Genomic DNA, 16,715 nt, shown 5'->3' on the forward strand with positions numbered 1-16,715 from the left:
ACGCGCAGTACATCATTTCACTTTGTTGCAACGCAGCATAATGGCTGTGTCCCACTCAGCCAGACAATCCCGTATCATGGATGCCTATCCTGCCATGCTGTGATACACCTCATGATCCCTGTCATTCTCGAAGCCTGGCAAGCCACGACGGCAGCCAGCGGCGCATTCTGGGTGCCGCCAGATGGTTGTCGCGATCTGATCATCCACACCCGTTCATCAGGTCACCGTGTAGCCCTGATCGCCCCGCTGGCCGATCAGGCCTATACCGTAGAAGGCGTGGCCGGCGAGCGCTACCTCGGCTATCGCTTCCAGCCCGGAGCCCAGTTTGATGAAAGCCGTCTGCTACGCGCCTTGCAGCTGCAGCGTGACCCGAATCCGGCTGACCTGAATGCCATCATTGGTGAAGAAGTACGACTGGATGCGCGGATACATGAGGCGTTGCAGGGGCTGGCTGCCAGCTCGAGTGTAGCCGTCGCCTGTCGCCAGTTGGGGGTGGGTGAGCGCACCTTGCAACGCTTGCTGACACCCACGGGTCGCCATCCCGCATACTGGATTGCGCTGGGGCGCGCGCGCCGTGCGGCACGCGCCCTATTCTCAGCCACGCCCCTGACGGCTCTGGCCTGCGATGTGGGCTATGCTGACCAGGCGCACATGACGCGCGCCTTTCAGCGCTGGTTCCAGCATACCCCCGGCCAGTTGCGCAACCAGCCCACATGGTTGGGGCTACTGTCGGCCCCGGCCTTTGCTTGAGCGCGGCGGAACGCTCAGCCCACTGCAGTGCAAATTTCGACCAGGAAACCATCCGGGTCGCTGACATATGCGGTAATCTGCCCCCAGGGCATTTCTTCCGGTGATTGTCGCAGCGTCGCCCCTGCCTGACAGGCCCGTTCAACAGCAGCAGCAACATCCTCCGTCACCAAGGCGATCTCGCTGCATGCCGCCAACGGGTCCGGCGTTTGCGTACGTTTGCCCATCTGCTGCAACAAGGCATGTGAACAAAACGCCAGTGTGGTCGCACCGGTTTCCAGCTCGCCCCAGTCACCCGATTCATGCAGAAAGCGACATTCGAAACCAAATGCAGCCTGGTAGAAGGCCAGGCTTTTCTTCACATCATGCACATAGAAAATGGTGTATCCCAGCTTCATCATCTCACTCCTTGCTTGAAAACCGGATCAGCTTACCCGCCTGCCTGGCGTGATGTCTTGAACAAAGCCGTCAATACCAAAAAATCAGGCCGGGAAAGCCCGGCCTGATCTGTGGTCACCTCACGGTGCAGGACTCACTGCAGTCCTTACTTCACCGTCACCACTTGCCACTTGCCACCCTTCACTTCATAAATGGTGACCGGGGCATTCTTCGGCTCACCGTTGGCTTCGAATTCGAAGGTACCGGTCACGCCCTTGTAGCTGATGGTCTTCAGCGCTGCCAGATACTTGGCAGGTTCGGTGCTGTTGGCCTTCTTCATGGCTTCAGCAACCAGGTACACTGCATCATAGAACTGCGGCCCAAACAGCACCACGTCCTGGTTGTACTTGGCCTTGTACTTCTTCTCGAACGCTGCTCCGCCCGGTTGCTTGTCCAGCGGTGCACCCGCCACAGCGGAAAAGTGACCTTCAGCCGGCTTGCCGCCTGCCATTTCCACAAACTTGTCGGTGTTCAGCATGTCACCGCCCATGATCTTGGCGGTCATGCCCAGGCCGGCCATTTGCTTGACCAGCGGCGCAGCTTGCGCATCCGCACCACCGTAGAACAGTACGTCCGGATTGCTGCCCTTCAGGGAGGTCAGGATGGCGCTGAAATCCACAGCCTTGTCGGTGGTGAATTCGTGGCGCAGGATCTTGCCGCCGTTGGCCTTCACCGCAGCTTCAAACTGCTCGGCCAGGCCTTGACCATAGGCGGTACGGTCATCGACCACCACAATGTTCTTGGCCTTCAGGGTCTTGACGGCATATTCGCCCAGCACCTTGCCCAGGAACGCGTCGTTACCCACCAGACGGAAGGCGCTCTTGAAGCCTTGCTGGGAGTACTTCGGGTTGGTCGCCACGGTCAGCTGTGGGATGCCTGCATCGGCGTACACTTTGGAGGCCGGAATGGAGGTACCGGAGTTGAAGTGACCGATGATGGCGCTCACCTTGGCATCCACCAGCTTCTGAGCCACTACCGTGCCCATGCGCGGGTCGGCCTGGTCGTCTTCAACCACCAGTTCAAACTTGACCTTCTGGCCACCCACCATCACACCCTTGGCGTTCAGCTCTTCTACGGCCAGACGGGCTGCATTTTCATTGTCCTTGCCATAGTGTGCTTGTGCGCCAGACAGCGGCGAAGCAAAGCCCAGTTTCACAACGGTATCAGCCAGGGTCAGACCGGAGCTGGCGGCAAACGCCAGGGCAATGGCAGACAGGGCCAGTTTCTTCGGGTTCATCATGATCGATTCACTCCTCGTTTGATTTTATAAGCCCCATAACGGAAAAACAGCATGCGCCGGGGCATCGCATGCGTCCGTACTCTCAAAAACGATCAATCCGGCATGCCTCCTGGGGGTAGGCAGCCTGTCGACCGGCGACCAGATCAGCAATGATCCGGCCTGTTGTCGCCCCCAGCGTCAGGCCAAGATGACCATGACCGAAGGCAAAACTCACATTGTCGTGCCGTGGCGCCTTGCCAATCACCGGCACAGTATCCGGCAGCGCAGGACGGTTTCCCATCCAGAAGCTGGCACCGGCATCATTCAGCTGGGGCAGATACTGCCGCGCCTTGTCGATCAGCACTTCAGCCCGCCGCATGTTAGGGGGTGCATCCTTGCTCGCCAGTTCGACCGTACCGGCCACCCGGATGCCGCCATCCGCCATCGGCAGGATCACAAAACCGCCCGAGGCCGACAAAATGAACTTGTCCAGCGCTACCCCGGCATTCGGCAGGGTCGCATGATACCCGCGTTCGCTCTCCAGTGGCACCTTGTAACCCAGTTGCTTCGCCAGCTCGCCCGACCAAACCCCCGCGGCCACCACCACATGATCGGCTTTGAGTGTGTCGCCACCGGCAAGTTTCACCCCGATCACCCGCCCCTGCTCCAGCAGGAAGGCCGAGACTGACTGAGGTACCTGGGTGACCCCCTCAGCCATCGCCTTGCGGGCAATGCCTTCCGTGAAGACATAGGGATCGTCCACATGAGACCACGATGGCACATGCACCGCGTGCTGCCAGCGCGGGTCCAGCGCGGGCTCCAGGCTCTTGAGCTGCGCGCCTTCCACCACATCACAGCGGATACCATGATCACGCTTGATCTGCCATTTGGCGGCATCCTTGGCAAGGTCTCCGGGTCCGTCATAGACGGTCAGCGAGCCATGCCGTCGCCAGATCGCATTCACCCCCGCCCAATGAGCCAGCGGTTCCAGATCAGCATAGACACGGTTAAGCAACTGCGCCATGGCGGAGGTCAAACTTTGCATCTTGCTGCGTCGCCCGGCCCAGACAAAACGCAACAGCCATGGGGTCAATGAGGGCAGGTAGCGCCACTGCAAGGCCAGCGGTCCCAGCGGGTCCATCATCCAGCCCGGAATGCGGCGGAATACCCCCGGCTCGGACAGCGGCACAATGTCACTCACGGCAAAGGCACCGGCATTGCCAAACGACGTGGAACGGCCTGGCGCTTCTGCATCGACCAGCACCACCTCATGCCCGTCCTGCCGCAACCAGGCGGCACAACAAATACCGACGATGCCTGCCCCAACCACCACAACCTGTTTGCGCGTTGTCATGATCAGGCCACCTCAAAACCGTGACAGTAGGGGTCACGCGGATCCAGCGTGATCTGGCTGGTGCCGGTAATCACCGCCCAGCCTTCAATGCTGGGCACCATCGCGGCGTAATCACCCACTTTGGTCTCGGCCTCAATACGGCCGATGAACTGGCTGCCTATGATGCTCTCGTGCACAAACTGCTCGCCTGCCTTCAGCAGGCCACGGCCATAGCGCTGTGCCATGCGGGCCGAGGTGCCGGTACCGCAGGGCGAGCGGTCAATGGCGGCCTCGCCATACAGCACGGCATTACGGGCATCCGAGCCTGGCTGGCGCGGCGCACCGGTCCACAGACAGTGACGCACGCCACGAATCTTCGGGTCCTCCGGGTGCACAAACTCATAGTGTTCGTTCAGATACTGGCGCACCGCCCGGCCCATCTCCACCAGTTCAGAAGGCTTGAAATCCGCCATGTCACGGAAATTCTCCTGCGCCTCCACAATGGGATAGAAGTTGCCCCCATAGGCGATGTCCACCTTCAACTCACCCAGCTGCGGGATCACTACCTTGACATCGGTACGGAACAGGAAGGACGGTACATTGGTAATGCGTACGCCTTTGACGTATTGACCATCCATCTCATAGCGAGCCACCACCAGGCCAGCAGGCGTTTCCAGCCGCAGTTCCCCCGGCGTACGCGGCGTGACCAGTCCACGCTCAATGGCAAAAGTCACTACGCCAATGGTGCCATGACCGCACATCGGCAGGCACCCGCTGGTTTCAATGTACAAGACAGCGATATCGCAGTCAGGGCGGGTCGCCGGGTACAGGAAAGCACCCGACATCTGGGCATGGCCACGCGGCTCGAACATCAGACCGGTACGAATCCAGTCGAACTGTTCCATGAAATGAACCCGCCGCTCCCCCTGGTTTGCACCCAGCAACGGGGGATGATTGCTCACAACCAGCCGAACCGGATTGCCACACGTGTGTCCGTCGATGCAGTGGAAGGTATGAGCCGTACGAGATGACATTACGGCTGATGCATGGGAGGTTTCATGATTGTTCATGTTATTGATCTGATTACCAAACAGGGTTTTGAAAAACGTCGAAAAGGCCAAATATTAACCGGCAAAGTGACCTGATGACCAAACAAGGAAAACAGCCAGCATCCGTTAAACTGCCACGCCATACACAATGGCATGCTGGAAATGCCTGTCTTCTCACCAGGTTACCCCTTGCAATGTGTATATTGTATACATTACAAGACAGTGGAGAACAAGCCTTTTTCCAGCCTGCACAATCATCTACGTATTACTACGCATCACATGGGGTGTACGCTTGTAGTTCTACGGTGCATCCTAATTTATTTGCCACACATATTGAATATTGTATACAAAAAAGATATGATGCGCAGCATACCCGAGCATTCAGGGCTGTCACAACGGTCCGGATGTCAGGTCTGACCAATCAAAGATGGAGAGTAAACTCATGGCTTGCCCCTGGACTGGCGTTTATCCGGCCGTTACCACCAAGTTCACCGCCGACGGCGCTCTGGATCTTGCAGGTACCCAACAACACATTGAGTGGCAGATTGACTGCGGCGCGGATGGCATCATCGTCTGCGGCTCGCTGGGCGAGAACTCCACCCTGTCTTTTGATGAAAAGCTGGCGGTACTGGGCGCAGGTCTGAAAGCCAGCCGTGGCCGCGTGCCGGTACTGTTGACGGTGGCCGAAGGCACCACGGCAGATGCGTGCCGCCTGGCCAAGCTGGCGGAAGAGCAAGGTGCCAATGGCCTGATGGTCCTGCCGGGCATGCGCTACGTATCCGACCGCCGTGAAACCATTGCGCACTACCGTGCCGTGGCCCAGGCCAGCAAGCTGCCGATCATGCTCTACATCAATCCTCTGGCCTACGTGGTCGACATCACCCCGGACATGCTGGTGGAAATGGCCGATGAGCCAAACTTCGTGGCCATCAAGGAATCCACCGGCGACGTACGCCGCGTCACCCAGGTGATCAACGCTTGCGGTGACCGCTATGGCATCTTCTGCGGCGTGGACGATCTGGCGATGGAAGAAATGGCCATGGGCGCTACCGGCTGGGTGGCGGGTCTGGTGACCGCATTCCCGAAAGAGACCGTGACCATCTACCGTCTGGTGCAGGCCGGCCGCTGGGAAGAGGCCCGTGCCATCTACCGCTGGTTCCAGCCGCTGCTGCGTCTGGACATCTCCACCAAGCTGGTACAAAACATCAAGCTGGCGGAAGCCATCGTGGGTGTTGGCACTGAGCACGTGCGTGCGCCGCGCCTGCCGCTGGTTGGCGAAGAACGCGCCCAGGTCGAGAAGATCATTCGCACTGCGCTGGAAAAGCGCCCGACCCTGCCGCAAATCTGATTCTCATCTGCCCTCCCCCAACCCGGCGCCTGGTGCGCCGGGTTTGTCATTACGGTGAAGCTGCCTCCTCCACGGAAAAGGAACTGCCATGTTTGCCAATCTGATCAACGGTGAATGGGTTCAGAGCGCCCACGCCATTGTCAACCGCAACCCCTCCGACCTGTCTGATGTGATCGGCGAGTACGCCAGTGCCGATCGTCAGCAAACTCTGGATGCCATTGCCGCGGCGCGGCAGGCTGCCCCTGCCTGGGCAGCCACCACCCCGCAGCAGCGGTTTGACATCCTCGACCGTGCAGGCAGCGAAATTCTGGCTCGCAAGGAAGAGCTGGGGCGCCTGCTCAGCCGTGAAGAAGGCAAGATTCTGGCCGAGGGGATGGGCGAAGTCGTTCGTGCCGGCAATATCTTCAAATACTTTGCCGGTGAGTGCCTGCGCCAGCACGGCGAGGTACTGGATTCGGTGCGCCCCGGGATTGAAGTCAACATCACCCGCGAGCCATTGGGTGTCGTCGGTATCATTGCTCCGTGGAACTTCCCGATTGCCATCCCGGCCTGGAAGATTGCCCCTGCGCTGGCTTATGGCAATGCCGTGGTCTTCAAGCCCGCCAGCGTGGTTCCGGCCTCCAGCTGGGCACTGGCTGACATCCTGCACCGGGCAGGTGTTCCCGCTGGGGTCTTCAATCTGGTGATGGGCAGTGGCCGTGAAGTGGGCGATGTGTTGCTGAACGCCGGGCTGGATGGCATCAGCTTCACCGGCTCGCAGGATACTGGCAAGAAAGTGGCAGCCGCCTGCCTTGGCAGCGGCAGCAAGTTCCAGCTGGAAATGGGCGGCAAGAACCCGCTGGTGGTGCTGGACGATGCCGACCTCAAGCTGGCGGTGGAGGCTGCCATCAATGGGGCTTACTTCTCGACTGGTCAGCGTTGCACCGCTTCCAGTCGTCTGGTGGTGACTGCGGGTATCCATGATGCCTTTGTCGAGGCCATGGTGTCGCGCCTGAAGACCTTGAAGGTGGGGCACGCGCTGGATATCAGCAGCCACATTGGCCCGGTCGTGGATGCGGGGCAGTTGCAACAGGATCTCGACTATGTCGGCATCGCCACGGCAGAAGGCGGACTGCTGGCATATGGTGGAGAACGCCTGCAAGCCGAGAAAGACGGCTACTACATGAGCCCGGCGCTGATCACCGGCACCCATAACCAGATGCGCATTAACCGTGAAGAAGTGTTTGGCCCGGTCGCCAGCGTCATCAAGGTGGCAGACTTTGAAGAAGCGCTGACCATTGCCAACGACACGCCCTTTGGGCTGGTCTCCGGCATCTGTACCCAGTCACTCAAGCTGGCCACCCAGTTCCGCCGCCGCGCAGCAGCTGGCATGGTGATGGTGAACCTGCCGACCGCCGGGGTGGATTATCATGTCCCGTTCGGCGGTCGCAAAGGCTCCAGCTATGGCCCACGTGAGCAAGGTCGCTACGCGGCTGAGTTTTACACCACGGTGAAGACGGCCTACGTGGCGGCCTGATTCAAAGGATCTCCCGGCCTTGGCGGGCTGGGAGCAGTGGACATTTTGTCGGGCGGGTGATAAAACCGCATATCACAACAGGCGCCTGCCCATACCAAGAGAACCCGCATGTCCAAACCGCCACTGATTGCTCGACAAACCCTGACTGGTGCGGTAACAGAAGCCTTGCGCAACCAGATCCTGACCGGAGAGCTGCCGGATGGCATGCAGCTGCGGCAAGAGGCCTTGTCCCAGGAGTTTGGCGTCAGCCGCGTACCGGTGCGGGAAGCGTTGCGTCAGCTGGAAGCCGAAGGTCTGGTGCAGATCCTCGACCATAAAGGAGCCACCGTCACCCAGTTTTCCTTTACCGATGTGAAGGAATTGCTGGACATCCGGGCTCTGGTTGAATGTGACCTGCTGCAGCGAGCCATCCCTTTACAGTCGGAAGCTGAGCTGAAGGAGGCCGAAAGCCTGCTCAAACAGTTCGAAGCTGCGCTGAAGAAGAAGGATGTATCTCTTTGGGGCCGACTGAACGCCCAGTTCCATCTGTCGCTGTACCGCTCCGCCGGGCGGCCACACAGCCTCGCACTGGTGGAATCCCTGCTGAACAAGACCGAGCGGTATACCCGCATGCAGATTCTGTATGCCGATTACAGCCAGCGCGCGCAATCGGAGCACAGCGCCTTGCTGGAGTTTTGCCGGAAGAAGGACGCCGAGGGTGGTGCACGCTTCTTGCGTGAGCACATCCTGGGTGCCGAGCATGCGCTGGAAAATTATTTTGCCAAGCAGGGTCAATCCCGCTAATAGCATCCAGCCCCGGAAATCGATGTTATAATCCTGTTTAATCATCCACGCCACCATCGGTCGGTGGCGTGACCGTGTAGCTGCAAGCACGGACCCATGATCCGATAATCGCTGACAGGGCCAACCCTCCGACCGAACCACGCCCTGCGTGCCTGGGTAGCTGCCCGGAGTCCATCCATGCTGTTTACTGAACTCGGCCTCTCCGAGGAGATTCTGCGTTCCATTGCCGAACAAGGTTACACCGACCCCACGCCCATTCAGGCACAGGCCATCCCAGTGGTACTGTCTGGCCGTGATCTGTTGGCTGGGGCACAAACCGGCACCGGTAAAACTGCCGGCTTTACCCTGCCCATCCTGCACCGGCTAAGCAACCGCACCAAACCAGGCCCTTCCAGTGGTCGCCCGCCGGTACGGGCGCTGATTCTGACACCGACGCGTGAGCTGGCCGCGCAGGTGGAGGAAAGCGTTCGCACCTATGGCAAATACCTGAAGCTGGCCTCGATGGTGATGTTTGGCGGGGTCAGCATCAACCCGCAGATCAAGGCGCTGAAAAGCCGGGTCGACATTCTGGTGGCGACACCCGGCCGCCTGCTGGACCACGTGTCACAAGGCACACTGGACCTGAGTGGCGTTGAGATCCTGGTGCTGGACGAAGCAGACCGCATGCTGGACATGGGTTTCATCCGTGACATCCGAAAAATTCTGGCCCTGCTGCCTGCCGAGCGGCAAAACCTGCTGTTCTCCGCCACCTTCTCCGATGAGATCCGTGAGCTGGCGCATGGTTTGCTGAAAGACCCGGCAGAAGTGGAAGTGGCCCGCCGCAACGCCCCGATTGATCTGGTCACCCAGAAGGTGTATCCCGTCGACAAGGAGCGCAAGCGTGACCTGCTGATCAAGCTGATTCAGGATCACAACTGGTTCCAGGTACTGGTCTTTACCCGCACCAAGCATGGCGCCAACGCACTGGCTGAAAAGCTGGCCAAGGCCGGCATCACCGCGCTCGCCATTCATGGCAACAAGAGCCAGAATGCACGCACCCGTGCGCTGGCCGAATTCAAATCCGGCGAGCTGCAGGTGCTGGTGGCTACCGATATTGCCGCACGCGGTCTGGACATCGACCAGTTGCCGCATGTGGTCAATTACGAGCTGCCCAATGTATCGGAAGACTATGTGCACCGCATTGGCCGTACTGGCCGTGCCGGTGCAACCGGCGAAGCCATCTCGCTGGTCTGCCCGGATGAGCAGAAGCTGCTGCGCGATATTGAACGACTGACCAAGCGTGACATCGAGCGGGTGCAGGTGGAAGGCTTCGAGCCTGACCCGAATCGCCCGGCAGACCCGCCGCCGCAACAGCGAGGCCGTCAGGCCCGCCCGCAAGGTGAAGGCCAGCCCAGACAGGGGCGCAAGCCCGCCAGCGAGGGTGCGCCTCAAGCACGTGCGCCGCGCAAGCCTGCTGCAGAAGGTGGCGATCGCCAGCAGCAGGCGGTGGGTGAGCCACGCCCGCCCCGCAAGCCACAGGAAGGCCCGGCAAAAGGACAGGGTAGGCCACAGCAAGCTCAAGGTCGCGGTCAGCCTTCGCAACAACAGAATCGGAACACCCGCAAGCCACGACAGCAAGCCTCCCTGCTGGGCAACCCGCAGCGTCTGGAGGACTTGGATGAAGCCGTCAATGGTAACCGCATCATGCCGGATAACCGCGAGATTGATGGCTATCGTGAACTGACCGGGCACCACTTCAACAGTGATGGCTGGGCCAGCACCCAGACCCGCCCCACCCAGCCTCGCGGCGGTAGCACCCAGGGTAGCGGCAAGCCCGGCAACCGGGGCGACCGTCAGCAAGGCCGCCCGCAGCAGCAAGGCCAAGGCCAAGGCCAGACCCGCCAGCGCCAAGGTGGCGGCGGCAATGGCAATGGTAATGGCAACCGTAATCGAGGCAACAACTCGCGTCGTGGTGGTTAAGCCGGTGAGCCATTAGCGCCTTGCCGCCCATGCAAAAACCGCCAGCCGGGATGACCGCTGGCGGTTTTTTCATGGGGTCAAGCAGGTCGACCCCGTATCAGATCACCCCACGCGCCTGCAATTGCGCCAAGGCCTCATCCGATTTCCCCAACAGCGATTGCAAGACTGCCGCCGTATGCTGTCCCAGCAAGGGCGGTGGCGTCTCATACTGGATTGGCGTGGCCGAGAAGCGCATTGGGCTGGCCACTTGCGGCACACTGCCCGCCACAGGGTGGGGGATGTCCACCCGCATGCCGCGATGCTGGATCTGCGGATCGGCAAACGCCTGCGGGATGGTATTGATCGGACCGCAGGGAATGGTCTCTGCATCCAGCAGCGCAATCCATTCATCGCGCGTGCGGGTACGCATCACCTCGGCGATCATCGGTACCAGCACCTGCCGATGCTGCACCCGCGCCCGATTGGTGGCAAAGCGTTCGTCCGCCGCCCATTCCGGGTGACCGCACAAGGCCGCATAGCGCGCGAACTGGCTGTCATTGCCCACCGCCACAATCACGTGGCCATCCGCCGTAGCAAACACCTGATAGGGCACGATATTGGCGTGCGCATTGCCTTGTCGTGGCGGTGTCACCCCACCGATCAGATGGTTCATGTTGACGTTGGCCAGCATCGCCAGCTGGCAATCCAGCAAGGCGATGTCGATATGCTGCCCCTGCCCGCTTTGCTGCCGATGGAACAGGGCGGCGAGGATGGCCGTGGTGGCATACATGCCGGTAAACAGATCGGCAACTGCCACCCCAACCTTCTGTGGCTCGCCATCCGGGGCGCCGGTGATGCTCATCAGCCCCCCCAACCCTTGTACCATGAAGTCATAACCGGCCCGGTCGGCATAGGGCCCGGTCTGACCAAAACCGGTGATGGAGCAGTACACCAGGTCGGGTTTGATCGCTTTCAGGCTGTCGTAGTCCAGCTGGTACTTGCGTAAGCCGCCGACCTTGAAGTTCTCCAGCACCACATCACAGTGCTTGACCAGCTCGTGCAACAGCGCCTGCCCTTCGGGCTGGGTGAAATCCACCGTGATGGACTGCTTGCCACGGTTGGCACACAGGTAGTAAGCGGCCTCACGGGTATCCTGCCCGTCGCGATCCTTGAGGAAGGGGGGCCCCCAGCCGCGGGTATCATCGCCCTGGCCGGGTCGCTCCACCTTGATGACCTGCGCCCCCAGATCAGCCAGATTCTGACTGCACCACGGTCCGGCCAGCACCCGGGAGAGATCCAGCACGCGAATGGAAGACAAGGCACTCATGGGTTGTTCCTGCCAGAGAGGTGGGGGGGGGTGCCCGCAGCGGGACGAGGGGAAGCCGCCAGCACACCCGAAACAAGGAGGTGCTTAACTGAAAGCCTGGATGCCGGTCTGTGCACGTCCCAGGATCAGCGCATGGATGTCGTGGGTGCCTTCATAGGTATTGACCGCCTCCAGGTTCATCACATGGCGAATGACGTGAAACTCGTCCGCGATGCCGTTGCCACCGTGCATGTCACGCGAGACACGGGCAATCTCCAGCGCCTTGCCGCAGTTATTGCGTTTGATCAGCGAGATCATTTCCGGCGCCCATTGCTCTTCGTCCAGCAGGCGGCCGACGCGCAGGGCAGCCTGCAAGCCCAGCGTGATCTCGGTCTGCATATTGGCCAGCTTCAGTTGCACCAGCTGGTTGGCGGCCAGCGGGCGGTTGAACTGCTTGCGGTCCAGCGTGTACTGACGGGCAGCATGCCAGCAGAACTCTGCTGCGCCCATGGCGCCCCAGGCAATGCCGTAGCGCGCCTTGTTCAGGCAGCCAAACGGCCCCTTGAGGCCTTTCACATTGGGCAGCAATTGCGCATCCGGCACAAACACTTCGTCCATCACGATTTCGCCGGTGATCGATGCACGCAGGGAAAACTTGCCTTCGATCTTCGGTGCGTGCAGGCCCTTCATGCCCTTTTCCAGAATGAAGCCGCGAATCTCGCCCGCATCATCCTTGCCCCACACCACAAAGACATCGGCGATCGGCGAGTTGGTAATCCACATTTTACTGCCGGACAGCATATAGCCACCATCAACCTTGCGGGCACGGGTGATCATACTGCCGGGGTCGGAGCCGTGATTGGGTTCGGTCAGGCCAAAGCAGCCTACCCATTCGCCACTGGCCAGCTTGGGCAGGTACTTCATGCGCTGCGCTTCGCTACCGTAGGCGTAGATCGGGTACATCACCAGCGAGCTTTGTACGCTCATGGCAGAACGATAGCCAGAATCCACCCGCTCCACTTCACGTGCGATCAGACCATAGGCCACATGGCCCAGCCCGGCACCACCGTATTGCTCCGGAATGGTCGCGCCCAGGAAACCCAGCTCACCCATCTCGCTCATGATGCTGCGATCGAACTGCTCATGGCGGTTGGCTTCCAGCACGCGCGGCATCAACTGTTCCTGACAGTAGCTGTGTGCGGCATCACGCACCATGCGCTCGTCTTCGGTCAGTTGCTGGGTCAGCTGCAGGGCATCATCCCATTGAAAGTTGAAGCGGCTCATCGTGGGTCTCCTGTGGTTTATTAGTTCCGCTTGGCGGAATAATATTCTGCAATGCGAAAATACTACCGTAAAACCGGGCAGGCTGCAATTTTCAACCTTGCAGTTTTTACAGCCCAGTCAAAGTGGTCTGCTCGCAAGTCCTGCTGTTTCAGGCTAGGATAACACCATGACTCGTCAAGACTGCCTGAACGCCGCCTCCAGCGCCTTTCTGCAAACGTGCACCACCCTGTTGCCCGCCATGCTCGAGGCCGCAAAGGACCGTCTGTTTGAACGTGCCGAGCACGCCACGTCCATGCAATTGCAAGGTCTATTGCTGGATAGCCGCACGGTGCTCAGCAATGAATCTGATGCCTTGCAAGATGCCATCGTACTGGCTTTGCAGCCCCTGCTGGAGCGCAGCTTGCAGACCGCTTTCAGCAGTTATCGCCCCAGCTATGCCGACCGCCTCAACCAGAGTCTGTCTTTGGTGAGCATGCAAGCGGTTGAATCTGAAATGCGCCTGGATGGCATCTGCCGCCAGCTCAGAGAGCACGCGGGAGAACAACTCTCGGATCTGACCATCCGCATCACCGTGCTGTTCGGGCAAACCCATGCGATCGAACGGGAAAACCCGTTTCGGCCCTACCTGCTGGCCAAGGGATTGGCCAATGGTGTGGAGCGCATGGCGTGGTCACGCGATATAAGTGATGTTCTGATTGATCAGCTGGCGCTGAGCTTGTACCCATCTGCCGCCCAGATTTACCAGGCCACCAACCAATCCTTGGCAGAGCAGGGGGTACCGGCGGAACTGCCCTTGCAGGTGGTGCAACGTCCGGAGCGCGCACCGCGCCCCACCCCTGCAGCACCGCCCATGCCGGATACCCCGCAAGGGCCTGATCAGCTGACCTCGCCCAGCAGCAACACGCCCTCACCCGAAGCAATGCTGATGCAAATGGTTCAGCGCCGCAGCATGCCTCGCCCCACAGGCGTGCCCTCCTCTGCGATGCCCACCGGAGAAATGCTCCAATCTGCCCAGCAGTCTGTCGGCATGCAGGGCAGTGCGCCCTCCAGCGAACAGGAGGGTTGGGGAAGCTGGCTGATTGGCCCACAGCAGGTTGGCGCCATGCTGCGGGGCTTGTTTCAGGGAGAGGACAGCATCAGCGCGGGTGACGCCACCCCCCACCCCCCGCTGGTAGCCACTGAGCTGGAATCCAGCCTGGTGCAATCCATCAGCACCCTGCAGCAAGCCGCCACGCCGGATAGCCAGCACATGCGGGATGCACACGGCCAGCTGCGCAACCTGATTCTGGAGAACCGCAGCTACCTGGGCAGCCTGACCAGTCATCCGCAAGAGCTGATGGTGATTGATCTGGTGTCCATGCTGTTCGAGCTGATCCTGCGTGACGGCAAGGTGCCTACCGACGTCCGCACCCAGCTGGGTCGCATGCAGTTTCTGGTGCTGAAGCAAGCGCTGACCGATCCCACCTTGCTCACCCAGAAGCAGCACCCGGCGCGCCAGCTGGTGAACCGCATCGGCAGCATTTCTCTGGGGCTGCAGCAAATCGACCCCAGCGGCGAGCGGGTCACCCAGGAAATCAGCCATATCGTCGAAACCCTGCTGCAAGACGATGCCCCCGGCACTGAGCGGTTTACCCGCATGCTCGATCAGCTGGAAAGCTTCATCAGTCATGTGCTGAACAGCCAGGATGAGCCTGTACATCAAACCCTGCAGGCACTGGCAACCGCCGACAAACGCAGTGCCCGGCTTGGGCAGATTGTGTTGCAGTTGACCGATGCTATCGGGGAACTGCAAATCTCGCCTTTGCTGTGGGGCTTTCTAAGCGATACCTGGGCGCGGGTGATTGAGCGTGCCGAGCAATCCGACCTGTTGCAAAGCCAGGTGTTTAGGGCCTGTGTGCCCCGCCTGCTGTGGAGTGCCGAGCCCAAGCTGACGGAAGAGGACCGCCGCCAATTGACCCGCGCGCTCCCGGCCCTGGTCAATACCCTGCGCAGTGGCATGCAGTTCATCGGGCAACCGGCAGCGGAAACCGATCAACTGATGCGGAACTTTTCCGGCCTGCATCGCCAGGCCTTGCAGGCAAACCCGCTCCAGTTGCCTGGCTTGACCCTGACCGCCTTTGAGCAGCGCTTTCACGCCTTCATTCATGACAATGCGCCGGATGCGGCTCCCCACAGCGATGCGGCGGAGCCTCACCCCTTGGTTCGTAATGAGGAACTGAGTCAGGTGAATGCCAGCATTGAGGTGCTGGATAGTCAGCATGACGCCGTGCGATCCATCGTCAACGAATACCTGTATGGCAGCGAGCCCAGCGTACAGTTCGACAAGGCCACCGAGCAAAGCGCGCTGGAACGTTTACGGATTGGGGTTGCGGTGGAGGTTAATCTGGATGGCCGCCCACAGCGGGCGGTATTGAGCTGGGTTGACCCCGACGAGCCGCGGATGGTGATCCGCATTGGTGACCACCCCACCCCGTCGGTGATGACGGTCAAGCTGTTCCTGCAACTGATCCGCATCGGACGGGCACGCTTTCTGGAAGATCGCCCGCTGTTCGAGCGTGCCGTCACATTGCTGCTGGAAAACGCCGACAAGGTGGACCGCTCACGCGCAGCCTGAGCCTGCCTCATCACCAAAGCAGGTTCCCAGCGCACGGGCGGCCTGGATCAGATCATGGTCTGCCGGGACATTGCGCCGCCCGGCAAGCGTCGCGGACAAGGGTACCGTGCAGGTCCCCATCTGGTGATACGCCACCAGAACACCAGATTCCCCACGGCAGATGCAATCTGCGGCATGGCTGCCCAGCCGGGTCGCCAGGATGCGGTCAAACGCGGTCGGGGATCCACCGCGCTGTAAATGCCCCAGCACCGTGACCCGTGCCTCCAGCCCGGTTCCCGCCTCTATATGCTCCGCTACCACGGCCCCAATCCCTCCCAGCCGCTTGGGATCGGTACGGCGGCGATCCATGCGCTGCACCACTTCGCCGCCGGTGGGAAGTTGTGCACCTTCTGCCACGCAGATAATGCTATAGCGCATGCCCATGGCTGCACGCGCCTTGACCTTGTCAAACACGGCTTGCCACTGGAACGGGATCTCGGGCAGCAGGATCACGTCAGCACCACCGGCCACCCCGCCCATCAGCGCAATCCAGCCCGCGGTACGGCCCATCACCTCCAGCACCATCACCCGGTGGTGCGAGGAGGCTGTGGTGGTCAACCGGTCCAGCGCCTCGCTCACCACGGCCGTTGCGGTATCAAAACCAAAGGTCTGGTCCGTGGCCAGCAAATCGTTGTCAATGGTCTTGGGTACGCCGACAACCTCCACCCCCAGCCGCTGCAGACGATCCGCCATCTGCATGGTGCCATCACCACCGACTACCACCACACCATCCAGCTGCCAGTGCTGCACCTGCGCCAGCAAGCGCCCGGAGCAATCCTGCCAGTCCGTTTTGCCATCCTGCCCCACCACCGGATAACGCCAGGGGTCCCCTTTGTTGGACGAGCCGAGGATGGTGCCGCCATCTTGCAAAATACCTGCGACACGCTCCTCCGTCAGCTCGCTGCCGCGCCCCTCGATCAAACCCTCAAAGCCATCCTCGATGCCCAGCACGGTCGCGCCATACTGCCTGCGAGCCGTCAGCGTTACCGCACGGATGACGGCGTTCAATCCGGGGCAGTCGCCGCCGCCAGTCAGGATTCCAATACGGGGATGCATGTGGCTTGGCATGATGATTCTCGGCAATGGTTTACCCTTGAGGGT

The 16,715-nt window shown here is 60.6% G+C and carries 13 protein-coding genes; 6 read left to right on the forward strand and 7 right to left on the reverse strand.

Annotated features, from left to right (window positions below; genetic code table 11):
* The first annotated feature begins 111 nt into the window (after positions 1-111).
* The gene (locus HF682_RS10195) at positions 112-750 is read left to right on the forward strand and encodes an AraC family transcriptional regulator (protein WP_168877188.1); all 639 of its coding nucleotides are present in this window, start codon (positions 112-114) and stop codon (positions 748-750) included.
* 14 nt (positions 751-764) lie between these two features.
* Here the strand turns inward: HF682_RS10195 and HF682_RS10200 are convergent, their stop codons facing one another.
* The 4 genes from HF682_RS10200 to HF682_RS10215 form a co-directional block, all read right to left on the reverse strand.
* Positions 765-1,148 (reverse strand): VOC family protein, encoded by a 384-nt coding sequence (locus tag HF682_RS10200; protein WP_240947225.1) that lies wholly within the window; start codon positions 1,146-1,148, stop codon positions 765-767.
* A gap of 143 nt (positions 1,149-1,291) precedes the next feature.
* The gene (locus HF682_RS10205; protein WP_308418724.1) at positions 1,292-2,425 is read right to left on the reverse strand and encodes a branched-chain amino acid ABC transporter substrate-binding protein; all 1,134 of its coding nucleotides are present in this window, start codon (positions 2,423-2,425) and stop codon (positions 1,292-1,294) included.
* Between the two features lie 82 nt (positions 2,426-2,507).
* On the reverse strand, positions 2,508-3,758 hold the full coding sequence (locus tag HF682_RS10210; protein ID WP_168877189.1) for an NAD(P)/FAD-dependent oxidoreductase: 1,251 nt from the start codon (positions 3,756-3,758) through the stop codon (positions 2,508-2,510).
* Positions 3,759-3,760: 2 nt separating this feature from the next.
* Positions 3,761-4,807: a 4-hydroxyproline epimerase gene (locus HF682_RS10215; RefSeq protein ID WP_308418725.1), complete on the reverse strand. Its 1,047-nt coding sequence runs from the start codon at positions 4,805-4,807 to the stop codon at positions 3,761-3,763.
* A 421-nt stretch (positions 4,808-5,228) separates the two neighbouring features.
* Between HF682_RS10215 and HF682_RS10220 the strand changes: the two genes are divergently transcribed.
* The 4 genes from HF682_RS10220 to HF682_RS10235 all read left to right on the forward strand — a co-directional run bounded on the left by HF682_RS10220 (position 5,229) and on the right by HF682_RS10235 (position 10,392).
* Positions 5,229-6,134 carry a dihydrodipicolinate synthase family protein gene (locus tag HF682_RS10220; protein ID WP_168877191.1) on the forward strand — a complete coding sequence of 302 codons (906 nt, stop codon included), beginning with the start codon at positions 5,229-5,231 and terminating at the stop codon, positions 6,132-6,134.
* Positions 6,135-6,222: 88 nt separating this feature from the next.
* Entirely contained in the window at positions 6,223-7,650 is a 1,428-nt protein-coding gene (locus HF682_RS10225; protein WP_168877192.1) for an aldehyde dehydrogenase family protein, read from the forward strand.
* Positions 7,651-7,758: 108 nt separating this feature from the next.
* Positions 7,759-8,433 (forward strand): GntR family transcriptional regulator, encoded by a 675-nt coding sequence (locus tag HF682_RS10230; protein WP_168877193.1) that lies wholly within the window; start codon positions 7,759-7,761, stop codon positions 8,431-8,433.
* Between the two features lie 177 nt (positions 8,434-8,610).
* Positions 8,611-10,392: a DEAD/DEAH box helicase gene (locus HF682_RS10235; protein WP_168877194.1), complete on the forward strand. Its 1,782-nt coding sequence runs from the start codon at positions 8,611-8,613 to the stop codon at positions 10,390-10,392.
* A 97-nt stretch (positions 10,393-10,489) separates the two neighbouring features.
* Here HF682_RS10235 and HF682_RS10240 read toward each other — a convergent pair whose 3' ends face one another.
* Together HF682_RS10240 and HF682_RS10245 are read right to left on the reverse strand one after the other, a co-directional pair.
* Positions 10,490-11,698 (reverse strand): CaiB/BaiF CoA transferase family protein, encoded by a 1,209-nt coding sequence (locus tag HF682_RS10240; RefSeq protein ID WP_168877195.1) that lies wholly within the window; start codon positions 11,696-11,698, stop codon positions 10,490-10,492.
* Positions 11,699-11,782: 84 nt separating this feature from the next.
* Complete coding sequence (locus HF682_RS10245) at positions 11,783-12,961, reverse strand: acyl-CoA dehydrogenase (protein WP_168877196.1); 1,179 nt, start codon at positions 12,959-12,961, stop codon at positions 11,783-11,785.
* A gap of 166 nt (positions 12,962-13,127) precedes the next feature.
* On the opposite strand from HF682_RS10245, the gene HF682_RS10250 reads away from it, so the two are divergent.
* Positions 13,128-15,575: a DUF1631 family protein gene (locus HF682_RS10250; protein WP_168877197.1), complete on the forward strand. Its 2,448-nt coding sequence runs from the start codon at positions 13,128-13,130 to the stop codon at positions 15,573-15,575.
* Here HF682_RS10250 and HF682_RS10255 read toward each other — a convergent pair.
* The gene (locus HF682_RS10255; protein ID WP_205882021.1) at positions 15,561-16,670 is read right to left on the reverse strand and encodes a 6-phosphofructokinase; all 1,110 of its coding nucleotides are present in this window, start codon (positions 16,668-16,670) and stop codon (positions 15,561-15,563) included. The genes HF682_RS10250 and HF682_RS10255 overlap by 15 nt on opposite strands.
* Positions 16,671-16,715 lie beyond the last annotated feature (45 nt).

Origin of the sequence: Leeia aquatica (assembly GCF_012641365.1) — a bacterium.
Lineage (GTDB): Bacteria > Pseudomonadota > Gammaproteobacteria > Burkholderiales > Leeiaceae > Leeia > Leeia aquatica.

Excerpts from the sequence above, each read along its gene's own strand:
- HF682_RS10195 (WP_168877188.1), top strand. The coding sequence starts at position 112 with ATGATCCCTGTCATTCTCGAAGCCTGGCAAGCCACGACGGCAGCCAGC.
- HF682_RS10200 (WP_240947225.1), bottom strand. The coding sequence starts at position 1,148 with ATGATGAAGCTGGGATACACCATTTTCTATGTGCATGATGTGAAGAAA.
- HF682_RS10205 (WP_308418724.1), bottom strand. The coding sequence starts at position 2,425 with ATGATGAACCCGAAGAAACTGGCCCTGTCTGCCATTGCCCTGGCGTTT.
- HF682_RS10210 (WP_168877189.1), bottom strand. The coding sequence starts at position 3,758 with ATGACAACGCGCAAACAGGTTGTGGTGGTTGGGGCAGGCATCGTCGGT.
- HF682_RS10215 (WP_308418725.1), bottom strand. The coding sequence starts at position 4,807 with ATGAACAATCATGAAACCTCCCATGCATCAGCCGTAATGTCATCTCGT.
- HF682_RS10220 (WP_168877191.1), top strand. The coding sequence starts at position 5,229 with ATGGCTTGCCCCTGGACTGGCGTTTATCCGGCCGTTACCACCAAGTTC.
- HF682_RS10225 (WP_168877192.1), top strand. The coding sequence starts at position 6,223 with ATGTTTGCCAATCTGATCAACGGTGAATGGGTTCAGAGCGCCCACGCC.
- HF682_RS10230 (WP_168877193.1), top strand. The coding sequence starts at position 7,759 with ATGTCCAAACCGCCACTGATTGCTCGACAAACCCTGACTGGTGCGGTA.
- HF682_RS10235 (WP_168877194.1), top strand. The coding sequence starts at position 8,611 with ATGCTGTTTACTGAACTCGGCCTCTCCGAGGAGATTCTGCGTTCCATT.
- HF682_RS10240 (WP_168877195.1), bottom strand. The coding sequence starts at position 11,698 with ATGAGTGCCTTGTCTTCCATTCGCGTGCTGGATCTCTCCCGGGTGCTG.
- HF682_RS10245 (WP_168877196.1), bottom strand. The coding sequence starts at position 12,961 with ATGAGCCGCTTCAACTTTCAATGGGATGATGCCCTGCAGCTGACCCAG.
- HF682_RS10250 (WP_168877197.1), top strand. The coding sequence starts at position 13,128 with ATGACTCGTCAAGACTGCCTGAACGCCGCCTCCAGCGCCTTTCTGCAA.
- HF682_RS10255 (WP_205882021.1), bottom strand. The coding sequence starts at position 16,670 with ATGCATCCCCGTATTGGAATCCTGACTGGCGGCGGCGACTGCCCCGGA.